Source organism: Sphingosinicella sp., from assembly GCF_041916975.1.
GTDB lineage: Bacteria > Pseudomonadota > Alphaproteobacteria > Sphingomonadales > Sphingomonadaceae > Sphingosinicella.
On record NZ_JAYRYK010000001.1, the window covers coordinates 590385 to 602449 of the forward strand.

The following is a 12065-nucleotide window of genomic DNA, read 5'->3' on the forward strand; positions in this document are numbered from 1 at the left end:
TAAGCCCTTTCAAGCGATACCATGACCGATACCAAGGGACTTTTTCGCGGAATGGTTCGAGTCTGAAAGCGGGAATCTATGGCTATATTTGGACAGCGATTCGCCGTTCGAATGACGTCAGCCGGAGCGCGTTGTGAAGGACTCACTCTGCGTCTTTCAAACCTCGCCTGAGAATATCGGCCGCCTGTTTCAGCCACGTTGCTTTTATGACTCTCTCCGCCGTTGGAGAAAGGTTGGCTGCGGTATTCGCCACCGCTAGCAGCAGCCCGCCGGCAACAACCACTGTCGTAGCTTTCTTCGCGCCGTTGCGAGCGCCCTCCGTTACCGCCCACAACGCATTGGCAAATTCCGATATTATTTTTGCCAGTAGGTTTTCCAGAGTTCGTATCACACCGAATAGAGCTCTGCGACCAGCGAGCTTTGGATTTTTCAGTGCTTCTAAAATCAGCTCTAGAGATTTTGGGACTTCCGGATCAACAAGTCCTCGGGCTGCCCTCAGCGCCGGAAGTATTGCCTTCCCGATGTCATAAGTCCGGGCAATATCTTCGTTCTCAATCTCGGCTTTGGCAGCATTTTCCGTGAACCTATGCCATTCGGGGAACTGTGCGACATACAAACCGATCGCGACATTTAAACCTTGAAAGCGTGCCGCGGCTACATCTGGAATTTCCTCAGAAAGTCGAGAAAATAAATAATCGCACGTAAAATTGACAATCCCTAGCCTAATTACGTCCGCACCCGACGCAATGATATCATGGACCTCCTTGACAACATCAATAAGACGAGGGTCGCAGTTCGATTCAGAAAGAAGCTTAGCCAGAGAAGAAGCATTCTCTTCCAGAGCAGAACGTGCTGCTATAATACTTTTCTTGTCTTCATTATTCAGCCTTCCGGGCTGTTTTTTAATACGTAATACACTATTTCGCACTTCAAACTGGAGTGGCCCAGCTTTCTGCTCAGGCGTTATCTCATCCAACTGTTGCGCAGAATTTTCATCGCCCGCCGCGGGCGTGAGTGGAAATTCACCCTCCGGCTCCTCGTTAGCAGCTTTCGACACAACTTTTTTGGGCCGGTTAACTGTGGCAAAAGCGTCAAAACCACCAATTTGGCTATCCAGTGACTCTTTAAAGGTTCTACGATTCCCGCTTCGATCCTTATATATTCTGCTTGAAATATGACTTTTAAAATAACTGTTTTCTCGGACAAGCTTTAGTTCAGCTATCACAGAATCAAGATTATCAAAGACATAATTGAGATCGCTCCGATCATGAGTCTTCTCAAGGAGCCGAAAAAGGCGTTCGCTAGCAGCCTTAACTGCTCGCCCTTCCCCAGATTCTGGCCAATACTTAATACCGTCCAGCGCCGCATTTCCGATATTTTGACCGAGATGCTGTAGATCAAGACACGTCACGCGCGTCCAAGTATGCAGATTTGTTGCCATTTAGCGCGCTATACTGGCAAGGTGGAGGGCTGGTGACAAGCGCAAACTAAAGGCCATTCCATCAAATGGCCATCATGAAAAACTAGGTTGCTTTATTGCAAAATCCCCAGTGCATTTCCTCTTACTACGGGCCAGCAAGAGGGTAAGGCAGTTATCCGCTAACTTTCTTCTCTACCCCTTCCAGAAACCCCTCTAGCCCCTTGATCGGTACAAGCGTCATGCTCCCCACCTTGATCGTGGGTATGTCCCCGGCCTTGATGAGTTCGTAGAGCTTCGACCGCCCGATCCCGGTTATCCGGCAGGCCTCGGGGATGCGCACGGTGATCGGGTGCGGGGCGGGGTCGATGCTCACGGCCTGTCCTCTCCAAGCAGGCGCTGCCGCTTGCCCTTGCCGCCGAGCCGCCGCTCGACAAGTTCGAGGAACGCATCGATGCGCTCGCCTCCGAGGCGCTGCACATCGTCATCGAACGGCGGATGATGCGCGACGAGCGTGAGCTGGTGCTGGATGAACAGCGCCAGCATCTCGGTGATGACGTCGATGCCGTGTTTGTTGGCGTCGGCGTATGTGGCAAGCCGGTCGAGCTTGGGGCCGAACCGGGCGTCGAGCTCGCGCGTAGCCTTGCGATCGATCCAGGCGCGCAGCGCATCGGTGAGGATCTGCGTCTTCGACGCGCCGGGCTTTTTCGCGAGCGTGTGCAGCTGCTCGGTGAGGTCATCGGGAAGGTAGAACTGGTGCCGCGTCTTCATGGGAACGAGTATCGCGCCGCTTCGCGCGGGCGCATACGGCCTCGCCGCCGTCACGAACCGCCTTTCGGCCGCCAAGCTTGGCACCGATCCTTACATGCCGATCGAGAGCCCCCGGCTGCGCTTGATCGTCCAGCTGATGCCGCTTTCGCGCACGATGCCGGAGACCTGCTTTCCGATGCCGCGTTCGAGCACGGGGCGCCAGGGCACCAGCGCGAACTCGCGGCTCTTCTCGATGATACTGTATTTGTGGTCGCCGACCATGACGCTGCGCCCCACCTTGCCCTCGATGTGGTCGCGGGTGCGGGCCGGTGTGTGGGAAAGGCCCAGCTCGGACGACAGCTGCACGGCGACGCGGCCGAGCTCGCGCTGCCGGAGCGCGGCAAGCGCGCCGGGCGCCAGCGTGAACACCTCGCCCTCGACGTGCCCCAGCCCATCGCGTTCCAGCCAGAGCATCCGCTGCCTGAGCGCCGCGCGCACCTCCGCGCCGAACCCGCGTCCGAGCGCTTCGGGGGCGCGTGACGCGAGCTCCCGGTCGAGCCACGTCTCGCCGTCGTGGCCGGGCAGCTGTTCGAGCGGCTTTGACGATAGCACCTCGATGGTGACGGGCCGGTCGCTCGCGAGCGCCGCCTCGTAGGCTTGCGCCCTGCTCAGGTGATCCTCGGCGATGATCCACGTGCCGTCGGGCTCGCGGCTGACCCCGCCCGTCTTGCGCCGCATAGCTTCGAGCCGCCGCACATGCGCCTCGGCAAAGTCTTCGGTCGCGCGCGCGTCGTGCTTCAGGTGCAGGTCGATGCTGTACCGCCCGCCGCTCGCGGCGGCGACCTCGGCGACGGCGCGGTCTGCATCGCGCACCCCGAACCGCGTCGGCACTACGCGCACGATGCTGCCGTGCCCGGTCTCGGTGCTCACCTGACCGATGTCGACATAGTGAACCTCGCCGCCAAGCCCGTCGACGATGAGGTACTGCCGGTCGGCGTGCTCGTCGGAGAGCCCGCGCGCGAGGACCTTGCCGACGACAGTTTCCATGGTCGCCGGCTCGTGGATGCGCTGCTCGGCCGGAGACCTTGCCAAGCAGTGGGCCGTGAGCTGTCGCTGCATCGTGCGGATGATGTCACCCTTCTCGCCCATGCGGCGGAGTGTCGGCTCCAAGTTCTCATCAAGCTTCCACCAGCCGGGGCGCACCTCTTCGGCCAGGCGCAGCCGCGCGAGCTTGTGCAGCCGCCGCGTGCGCAGTGCCTGCTCGGTGCCGTCGCGGTGGCCGGGATGCACGAGACCGTCATCGCCGCGCGCATGCTCAAGCTTCCGGTCGAGACCCGTGTAGCGTTCGGCGTCCACCTGGCGCGTGGCCGTCGCGACGATCTCCTGCTCGGTTCTAGGTCCAAGATCGAGGCTGACGATCGCTTCGGCGCGGGTACGGATGCCGTGCGTGATATAGTCCCTGGCGATGATGAGGTCGTGGCCGCGTTCGTCCTTGCCGCGAACGATGACATGGCTGTGCGGATGGCCGGTGTTGAAGTGATCGACCGCGACCCAGTCGAGCCTGGTGCCCAGATCCTCTTCCATGTCGGTCATCAGCCGCCGCACGACCGGCTTCAGGTCTTCGTATTTGTCGCCGTCCTCGGGGGCGACGATGAGCCGGAACTGATGACGGTCGCCCGCCGAGCGTTCGAGGAAGGCCTTCCCCGAGACGCCATCCGCCTCGGCGCCGTACAGCCGTCCCTTCTCGCCCTCGCGCGTCGTGCCGTCGCGCTCGAGATAGCGCACGTGCGCACGCGCCGCCGACATCCCCTTGCCGAGCTTCACGATGCGCGCCTTGACGACGACGCGGCGATGGCTCGCGCCACGCGTCCGCAGCACGCTTGCGACGCCGCCGCCGCGCCCGATGCGTGCGCCAGTAAACTTTGAGCCTGACCGGCCCCGCCTCGCCCTGCGTCCCGTAAGCGCAGCCGCCTTCGCGAGCCGCGTGCGCATCGGCGGGGTTCCGATGCGCCCGAGCCAGAGTTCGAAGTCGTCGCCGCCTGCCATCCGCCTGTCTCCGGCATCAAAAGCCAGGATGAGGGCGAACCCGGACGATCCGGTCAAGAACCTCCAAAGACCCTCGCGCTATAAGCCAGTATTGCTGCGGCTTTCCGCGCAATCTGTCTCGCACGTGGAGGGCTGGGTGCAAAACCACCTCTAATAAAAACGATGTGCAGACAACGACTTGCCGCCCAAAGGGAGGCACGGTTTTCTATCTTGCCGTGCCTCCCTTCTGCCCTTCGCGCCCCATGCTGCCACCACCCGTCCGCAGCCCTATGGACGGGTATGGACCCCGATGGTTACGCGCGGACCTAAACTCGAGCATTTTGCCGGTGCCGTGGGGTATCTCGGCAGGATTGGATGGGCACGGACGCGACGCTTTGCGCGCTTTCCGCCAAAGTTTGCGCAAGTCCCGCCGAACCTTGCGGATTGCTGCACAGCATAACGCAGCACGAAGCGTGGCGATTCGTGTGTTTGGGCACGCTTTTTTGAACGCCCGAACGCGCTCGCGACATGTTCGTTTGACAGCGATTCCGCAGGCCGTCAGACGGGCTTTCCACAACGATATTGGAGCTCAGACATGAACAATGCCGACCTCGCCGAAGCGCTTGCCGAGACGCTGGGGACCACGAAGACCGATGCGCGCAAGGCCGTCGATGCGGTGTTCGCCGCGATCACCGACGCCGCCGCCAAGGGCGAGGAAGTATCGCTGAACGGCTTCGGCAAGTTCAAGGTGAAGGCCTCACCGGCGCGCGAAGGCCGCAACCCGGCGACCGGCGCGGCGATGACGATCGCGGCCTCGAACAAGCTCACATTCAGCCCCGCCAAGGCGGTCAAGGACCGGCTGAACGGCTAAGGCCGACACGGCTTTCGAGACTTGGCCGCCAGCATCCGGGGGCAGTTGGATGCTGGCGGCCGCACCGGAAGTCGGTGGAGGAAAGCGGAACGACGGGACATCAGTCCGGTTCCGTCGCCTGACATCGAACAAGAAAACGCCGGCCCCAAAAGGCCGGCGTTCAGTTCATGAAAGGGGGAATAATGGCGCCCAGCCTATGGCGCCGGATACGGCGCGGCAACTTCGTCCTTCCGGCAGTTCAGGCGGCGCGTTCGAGCTCGCCCAAACGCTTCAGGCAAAGCTCCTCGATGAGGCCCCGCAGCACCTCGACGCGGCTGCCGATCCAGTCCAGTTCCTCGGCGGTGATACGGTAATGCCGCGAGTAGCGCGCCTTCACATAGGCCGCGCGCAGCAGCTCGTAGCAGCGCCGCTCGAACTTGGTCGAGCCTGGCCATACTTCGCGAAGCCGGGGCTCCAGCGCCTCGGTCTGCGACCGCAGCCGGTTCAGGTTGTGCGTCTTCGGGCTGTACAGGGTGCGGACGAGAAAGAGTGTGTGATAGTAACGTTCGGTGGCCTGATGGATAAGGAACGCAGCTTCTTTGAGCATGGCCTTATCAATCGCATCATGCGCTAATGCATCGAAGTTTTCGGCACTTTTGAACCACTCTTCGTAATAGTCCTCCGTCTCCTTAAGCGCTTCGGCGGGGGTCAGTTTGCGCGGCGTTTCGAACGGATGGCCGGGCTCCTCGAACAGCACGATGCCGTCCTTGACGATGTCGGCAAAGAAGTACCGCCCGAGCTTGAGCTGGTCGTTCACGTCGTCGAGGCTGTGGTAGATCACGCTGACGGGCGTCCTGACCTTGCCCTCGCCGACCTCGGCAAGCAGCCGGTCCTCTGTCTTCAGCCAGAACTCGGGAACGTCGGTCAGGTCTTCGTGATCGACGACGACAAGGATGTCGTAGTCGGAGAAGTAGCGGCCGACCGGGTCTTCCACCCAGTCGCCGCGCGCGTAGCTGCCGAACAGGATGATCTTGAGCAGCTTGCCGTCGCGGAAGCGCGGTGCGCGCCGTTCGGCGACCGCCTCGGCGAACCCTTCGCGCAGCAGCGCGACGACGCGCGCAAGCTCGCGCCACTTGCTCTCGGGCAGCGCAATACCGGGATCGTCAATGCTCTTCATCACACACAGACTCGCTTCTAATCAGCGCCTTGCCAAGCACAATCACACGCAGCAACCACCTCTTCCCCAATAGCCGCACGCGGCGGCAGAGCGGGGTGGGCGGCGGAGCGCCCACAGGTCGGCCCCAAGGGCCGGGCTGCACCCGAAGGGCTGGAACGGGAGTGGAAGACCCGCGTCAGCGGGTTGCAGGACCGGCACGGCCGGACCAAAGGCATAGCGACCCGCACACACCGCGCGGGAGCCAGATCAGACACGTTTCGAACCGCCAAAGCGGGACGGCACTATATTGGAGTACGTACTTTATGACCGCCTCCCACCAGATTTCCGTCATTCGATGCCCATCGCAGGCTCCGAAAAACGTGCGCTGAACGGCCACCATCCTCATGGCTGTGGATAGGGACACTTGGGACTGTCCAAAGTTGGGCTGACAATCTGAAAGCGGACTTTCATTCACTTAGTCTGACACAAACGCGCCTTCGCTGTTGCATTATATTCTCCGCCAGTCAGTTTCGCGGACTGTGTCCGCGCTACTTTCCCTCAGCTTTCGCGGCCGCACTAGCATCGCCGGGCATTTCGTTAATTACCGGTGGGAGCTCTCCTATTCTGCGCACGAGCTCGGTCTGGGTTGCCGTCAGCCGCTCTGTCTGCATTTGCAGCGCCGCTTGGCGCGTCTCTACCCCCGCATTCTGGCTATTGATAGACATGACCGAAATGCACAAAGCCACGACCGAAACGAACGCCGCCAGGATCGTCGCGGCCAGCGTGGCTTTGGCAATCTTGAGACTTTGCTTGGCGGCCGTGAAGGACTTATCCGCGCCCGCGCTGAAATCAGTCACCGCAGCGGAAGCTGTGGCATTCAAGGTGCGTTGCATCTCTGCGGTAGCCGCCGCCAGATCACGCATTTGGCCGATTTGGCTCGCAACTTCGCCCAATATCTCATTCGTGTCATGGATCGGATTGCGCGGTAACTCCGGAATCCGCAGAGTTGCAGGCTCTGGCCGCATTGAATCGAGCAGGTGCGATAGGGAACGGGACGCGCCCATATTGGCCACAAGGCTTGGACCGATGACCCCCTGCATACGCTCGCTGAGGCCATTCAACATGCCCTTAAGCCGCGCCTCCTTTGCGGCGAGCTCTGCACGAACGCCCCGCGCCAGAAACTCTTCGTCGCTCTCCTCCTTGCCCTGCTCCATCGGCACGCAGAGCTTGGCAAGATCAGTGCCATTCCCTTTCTCGTTTCGATCCTCGACAAACCAGTCGCGGTTCTTCGCGATGATGGCCCGCACAATGGTGTGCCGCGCATCGGCATCCAATGCGCCCACCTCTTCACGAGACAAAGGCGCGTCATCACCGGTGCAAATCAGTGCGACGATCACCAAGCTCGCCAGTTCATCTGCTGGCAGATCGCCCTCTTCATCCGCCGCGTCGAGATCGCGCAATGCACCGACACTCAGACTCCGCTGGAACAACTCGCCGTGCGGCGCGATTTCGCCAATAGAAACCTTCGGGATCTTCAGTTCAGGGAAAGATTTTCTCTCGGATTCCATGCAGTCGCGTCCCTATCGTCGATTATTCTGCCCTATTTTGACCAGCTGTTCCACTATAAGCCGCAACAGCTCTGACGCTATTGCAAAATAGGGGCATTTTGCCACAATTGGGTTATGGAAATCAGCCGTCGCCTTCGTAACCTGCTAATGGAATACCTGTCGGCAAATTCCGTCCTGCGTGAAATCGAAGATGAATTTGAAGCAGCCGCGGTGCCGCTCGGCCCTCCGCCCAAGCAAACTGGCCTGCAACAAGGCCAACGGCGCCAGATGGTTCAATCCTACTACAACGGCCTGGACTTCACCGCCCCCTCCGACATTCGTAAATTCCTTACCGTCGTAGCCGTGTTCATGGGGAATCTTGAACGGGCGATAGGCGAGACCTACCCGTGGAGCAGCGCTGATGACACCTATCATCGCCAGCAGCTGGGAAAGTTCCAGCAGCAGCTAGCGCGCGATGGCTATGAATACCGTGCAGGCACCATCGTGCCCGTCACTGCCGCTGCAAGGCTTGCCGACGCCAAAGCGATCGCGGAGCAGTTCGATGCCGCCCACATCACCGACCAGATCAAGCGCATCGAGGCGTCAATCGACGCCGATCCCGCTTTGGCGATCGGCACCGCCAAGGAACTGGTCGAAAGCTGTTTCAAGACGATCCTACGCGAACGCCACATCACCTACGACAAGGAGGACCTCCCCCAGCTTGGCAAGAAGGCCTTCGCCGCCCTCAAACTCCTGCCCGATGACGTGCCGGATGCCGCCAAAGGAGCAAGGGCCATCAAGGTCCTCCTGAGCAACCTGGCGACAGTCGTGCAGGGATTGGCGGAAGTGCGCAGTCTCTATGGCACCGGCCATGGCCGCGACGGCAAGGTGCGCGGTGTCGGCTCGCGCCATGCGCGTCTTGCGGTCGGGGCCGCAAGTGCGCTTGTTACCTTTGCCTTTCAGACGCACCTGGAAGCCACCAGTGAGAATGGGCGCAATTGATTCAACCTCTCTCTGCCGCTCGCTAGGTCGTCAATCCAGCGGCACGCGCCGGCCGCCCTTTCGTTGAGAATGGCAGCCATCCCACGAGACAATCCGAAAGCTGCCTGTCCCTGCGCAGCCGCCGTTTTACGCCCCTCCGAACTTCACCCTGATCACCTTTGCCCCGTCGCGAAGTTGATCGAGGTAATCCGACCAGTGCTGCATCATGCGGATGCGCTCTTCCCAGTATTCGCCGCGCGTGTAGGCGCGGCGGACACCATTGTTCTCCATGTGGGCGAGTTGCCGCTCGATGGCATCGGCGTTCCAGATGCTCATCTCATTAAGTAGCGTAGCCGCCATCGCCCGGAACCCGTGAGCCGTCATCTCATCGTGGGCGTAGCCAAGACGCCTTAGCGCCGTGTTCACAGTGTTCTCAGACATCGGGCGCCGTGGCGTATGAAACGACGGAAACACATAGCGGCCGTGCCCGGTGAGCGGCTTCAGTTGGTCGAGAAGTACCAGCACCTGCCGCGAAAGCGGCACCCGGTGCGGACGGCGCATCTTCATCTTTTCGGCCGGAACTACCCACAACGCCCTGTCGAAGTCGAATTCCGGCCACTCGGCCTGACGTAGTTCACCCGGACGCACAAACACGTGCGCGGACATTTCCAACGCGATTTTCGTGATGGTGTGACCGTTATATCCGGCAATGGCCCGCAACAGACCACCCGCCTCTGCCGGGTCGGTAATGGCGGCGTGGTGTTTGACTTTCGGTGTTACCAGCGCCCCGCGCAGGTCCGCGGCGACGTCCCGGTCGGCTCTCGCCGTGGCGATGGCGTAGCGGAACACGCGGCTGATGATGCTGCGCATCCGTTTGGCGCTCTCGTAATGTTTCGCAGCCTCTATGCGCCGGAGGACCATAAGCACCTCCTGCGCACCGATCTCCGTGATAGGGCGGTTGGCGAGCGTCGCGTACGCCTTGTCGAGGAGCCAGCGGATTTTCGCCAGCGTGAGGCTTGAAAGGCCTTCGCGTTCGTTCTTGAGGTACCATTCCTCGGCAATCGCCCGGAACGTGTTGCTAGCCGCAAGCTCCGCGCGCATCTGCTCCAGCTTCCGCTCCTCGGACGGATCGAGCCCGGCCGCGAGGATGCGCCGGGCCTCGTCGCGCTTCACGCGCGCTTCGGCGAGGCTGAGCAAAGGCCACTCACCAAAGGATAGTGTCTTCTGCCGCCCCATATATACGTAGTTCATCCGCCAGAGGCGGGTGCCGCTCGGCTTTACGAGTAGATAGAGACCGTGCCCGTCGCCGAGCTTGTAGGGTGTGTCACGCGGTTTCGCGTTGCGGATCGCCAGCGCTGAGAGTCGCATGGTACCTCCTTCAGGAGGGCAACTCGATACCACGAAAAATACCATGGTATCGTCGTGGTATCGGGCGAATTTGCCCGATTAAGTGCGGACACCATAGCAAAAATAATACAGGAAAAAGCCACTTGGCGGACGAAAATGGACGTCTACGGACGGTCTCTGGTGCCCCCGGTCGGACTCGAACCGACACTTCTTGCGAAACTCGATTTTGAGTCGAGCGCGTCTACCAATTCCGCCACAGGGGCCAGGCGGAATGCCACTAGCCGAAAGCGGCGGGCTTGCCAATTGTTCGCTGCGGGTTCAGGTGATCGGCATGACGAAACCCCCTCGCCGCTTCGGTCCGCCGCGCCGTCCATCAAAAGCCGGCGGCCCTGCCCGCCCGCCATCGGACGGCAAACCCCAGCGTCCGCGCCGCCCGGCGGACCACGACCGCGTTTCCGATGGTCCGCGCACTGCGGAACGCGCCGGCGAACGCGGTACCGGACGGCCCGTCCGTGAACGCACGCCCCGTGAACGTACACCTCTGGAACGCGGCGCCAATGAACGGACGGGAAAGCCTGGCGATCGTGGCCCGCGCCCAGGCCGCCGGTTCGAGGCCGATGATCGGCCCTCCCGTCGCGCGGATGGACGCCCTTCGCGGCGTACGGATGAGCGCCCGATGCGTCGCTCCGAAAGCTCTGCGACGCCGGCCGCGCATCGTCCGGGTGCGCCGCAGCGCATTGCCAAGCTGCTCGCGCGCGCAGGCGTGGGCTCGCGCCGCGATATCGAACGGATGATTGCGGAAGGGCGCGTTTCGGTGGCGGGCACGGTGCTCACCTCGCCCGCGCTCAACCTCACCTCGCTCGCCGAGGTCACGTTGGACGGGAACCCCGTCGCCGCCGCGAGCGCGACGCGCCTCTATTTCTTCCACAAGCCGACCGGCTGCCTGACGACCGCGCGTGACCCCAAGGGCCGCGCCACGATTTACGACCTGCTGCCCAAGGATTTGCCCCGCCTCGTCACCATCGGCCGCCTCGACATGAACACCGAAGGCCTGCTGCTGCTCACCAACGATGGCGAACTCAAGCGCGCGATGGAATTGCCGGCGAACGCGCTGATACGCCGTTATCGCGTGCGCGTGTTCGGCAGCGTGAATGCCCGCTCGCTCGAAGCGCTTGCGGAAGGTGTCACCATCGAAGGCGTGCGCTACGGATCGATTAATGCCGATATCGAGCACAAGTCGGGCGCCTATGCGTGGCTCGTGATCACGATCACCGAAGGCAAGAATCGCGAGGTCCGCAAGGTGCTGGAGCATCTCGGCCTCAAGGTCGCGCGGCTGATCCGCGTCAGCTACGGCCCGTTCGAACTGGGCGAACTTCCGGTGCGCGGCGTTGAGCAGGTGCCCGACGACATCGTTTCGCGGTTCCGGAGCCGCCTTCCCGGCAAATGAGGATCATTGCCGGCGCATGGCGCGGCCGCCCGCTCGTCGCGCCCGCGGGCGCCGAAACACGCCCCACGGCCGATCGGACGCGCGAAACCTTGTTCTCGATGCTGACGAGCCGCCTCGGCACGTTCGAGGGCCTGCGCGTCGCCGACCTGTTCGCTGGCACGGGCGCGCTAGGGCTTGAAGCCCTGTCGCGCGGCGCAGCGCACGCGACGTTCATCGAGACGGACCGCGCCGCGCTCGCCGCGCTCAAGACCAATATCACCAAGCTCGGCGCCGCCGATCGCACCGACGTGCTGGCGCGAAGCGCGGATACGCCGGGCACAGCCGTTGCACCGCACGATCTCGTGCTCCTTGACCCACCCTACGGCAAGGGTCTCGCGGAACAGGCGCTCGCAGCATTGCGACAGGGCGGCTGGCTCGCCCCCGGCGCATGGATCAGCGTGGAAACCAGCCGCGACGAATCACTGGGACCGGAAGGCTATGCCGTGGATGCAGTGCGAAACGTCGGCAAGGCCTGCCTCCATTTGCTCCGGCCGCTGTAACCCGTC

10 protein-coding genes, 1 tRNA gene and 1 pseudogene are annotated in these 12065 nt (G+C 61.9%); 4 read left to right on the top strand and 8 right to left on the bottom strand.

What is annotated here, in order from left to right; genetic code table 11:
• Nucleotides 1–142 precede the first annotated feature (142 nt).
• From ACE3TJ_RS02815 to rlxS, 4 genes are all read right to left on the bottom strand, one after another.
• Complete coding sequence (locus ACE3TJ_RS02815; protein WP_374593640.1) at nt 143–1441, bottom strand: hypothetical protein; 1299 nt, start codon at nt 1439–1441, stop codon at nt 143–145.
• Nucleotides 1442–1592: 151 nt separating this feature from the next.
• Nucleotides 1593–1793, bottom strand: a complete 201-nt coding sequence (locus tag ACE3TJ_RS02820) for a helix-turn-helix domain-containing protein (protein ID WP_374593642.1) — start codon at nt 1791–1793, stop codon at nt 1593–1595.
• Nucleotides 1790–2263 carry a ribbon-helix-helix protein, CopG family gene (locus ACE3TJ_RS02825; RefSeq protein ID WP_374593644.1) on the bottom strand — a complete coding sequence of 158 codons (474 nt, stop codon included), beginning with the start codon at nt 2261–2263 and terminating at the stop codon, nt 1790–1792. Before ACE3TJ_RS02825 ends, ACE3TJ_RS02820 begins: the two co-directional genes overlap by 4 nt.
• Before the next feature lie 15 nt (nt 2264–2278).
• On the bottom strand, nt 2279–4213 hold the full coding sequence (rlxS, locus tag ACE3TJ_RS02830) for a relaxase/mobilization nuclease RlxS (RefSeq protein ID WP_374593646.1): 1935 nt from the start codon (nt 4211–4213) through the stop codon (nt 2279–2281).
• 547 nt (nt 4214–4760) lie between these two features.
• Between rlxS and ACE3TJ_RS02835 the strand changes: the two are divergent.
• A pseudogene (locus ACE3TJ_RS02835) lies at nt 4761–5063 on the top strand (HU family DNA-binding protein); the annotation flags it as partial.
• A 238-nt stretch (nt 5064–5301) separates the two neighbouring features.
• Here ACE3TJ_RS02835 and ACE3TJ_RS02840 read toward each other — a convergent pair.
• Both ACE3TJ_RS02840 and ACE3TJ_RS02845 read right to left on the bottom strand, forming a co-directional pair.
• Nucleotides 5302–6219, bottom strand: a complete 918-nt coding sequence (locus tag ACE3TJ_RS02840) for a HEPN domain-containing protein (protein ID WP_374593648.1) — start codon at nt 6217–6219, stop codon at nt 5302–5304.
• 527 nt (nt 6220–6746) lie between these two features.
• Complete coding sequence (locus ACE3TJ_RS02845; protein WP_374593650.1) at nt 6747–7766, bottom strand: hypothetical protein; 1020 nt, start codon at nt 7764–7766, stop codon at nt 6747–6749.
• 114 nt (nt 7767–7880) lie between these two features.
• Here ACE3TJ_RS02845 and ACE3TJ_RS02850 point away from each other — a divergent pair, with 114 nt between their 5' ends.
• Nucleotides 7881–8747 (top strand): abortive infection family protein, encoded by an 867-nt coding sequence (locus tag ACE3TJ_RS02850; protein WP_374593652.1) that lies wholly within the window; start codon nt 7881–7883, stop codon nt 8745–8747.
• A 126-nt stretch (nt 8748–8873) separates the two neighbouring features.
• Here the strand turns inward: ACE3TJ_RS02850 and ACE3TJ_RS02855 are convergent, their stop codons facing one another.
• Nucleotides 8874–10094 carry a tyrosine-type recombinase/integrase gene (locus ACE3TJ_RS02855; protein WP_374599283.1) on the bottom strand — a complete coding sequence of 407 codons (1221 nt, stop codon included), beginning with the start codon at nt 10092–10094 and terminating at the stop codon, nt 8874–8876.
• A gap of 157 nt (nt 10095–10251) precedes the next feature.
• Nucleotides 10252–10336 (bottom strand) — tRNA-Leu (locus tag ACE3TJ_RS02860).
• 413 nt (nt 10337–10749) lie between these two features.
• On the opposite strand from ACE3TJ_RS02860, the gene ACE3TJ_RS02865 reads away from it, so the two are divergent.
• Nucleotides 10750–11520, top strand: coding sequence for a pseudouridine synthase (locus ACE3TJ_RS02865; protein ID WP_374593654.1), 771 nt, complete (start codon nt 10750–10752; stop codon nt 11518–11520).
• Nucleotides 11517–12059 (top strand): 16S rRNA (guanine(966)-N(2))-methyltransferase RsmD, encoded by a 543-nt coding sequence (rsmD, locus tag ACE3TJ_RS02870; RefSeq protein ID WP_374593656.1) that lies wholly within the window; start codon nt 11517–11519, stop codon nt 12057–12059. Before ACE3TJ_RS02865 ends, rsmD begins: the two co-directional genes overlap by 4 nt.
• The last annotated feature ends 6 nt before the right edge of the window (nt 12060–12065 follow it).

Bases quoted from the DNA above. Each gene is read 5' to 3' on its own strand.
- ACE3TJ_RS02815 (WP_374593640.1), bottom strand. From the start codon at position 1,441: ATGGCAACAAATCTGCATACTTGGACGCGCGTGACGTGTCTTGATCTA.
- rlxS (WP_374593646.1), bottom strand. From the start codon at position 4,213: ATGGCAGGCGGCGACGACTTCGAACTCTGGCTCGGGCGCATCGGAACC.
- ACE3TJ_RS02840 (WP_374593648.1), bottom strand. From the start codon at position 6,219: ATGAAGAGCATTGACGATCCCGGTATTGCGCTGCCCGAGAGCAAGTGG.
- ACE3TJ_RS02845 (WP_374593650.1), bottom strand. From the start codon at position 7,766: ATGGAATCCGAGAGAAAATCTTTCCCTGAACTGAAGATCCCGAAGGTT.
- ACE3TJ_RS02850 (WP_374593652.1), top strand. From the start codon at position 7,881: ATGGAAATCAGCCGTCGCCTTCGTAACCTGCTAATGGAATACCTGTCG.
- ACE3TJ_RS02855 (WP_374599283.1), bottom strand. From the start codon at position 10,094: ATGCGACTCTCAGCGCTGGCGATCCGCAACGCGAAACCGCGTGACACA.
- ACE3TJ_RS02865 (WP_374593654.1), top strand. From the start codon at position 10,750: ATGCGTCGCTCCGAAAGCTCTGCGACGCCGGCCGCGCATCGTCCGGGT.
- rsmD (WP_374593656.1), top strand. From the start codon at position 11,517: ATGAGGATCATTGCCGGCGCATGGCGCGGCCGCCCGCTCGTCGCGCCC.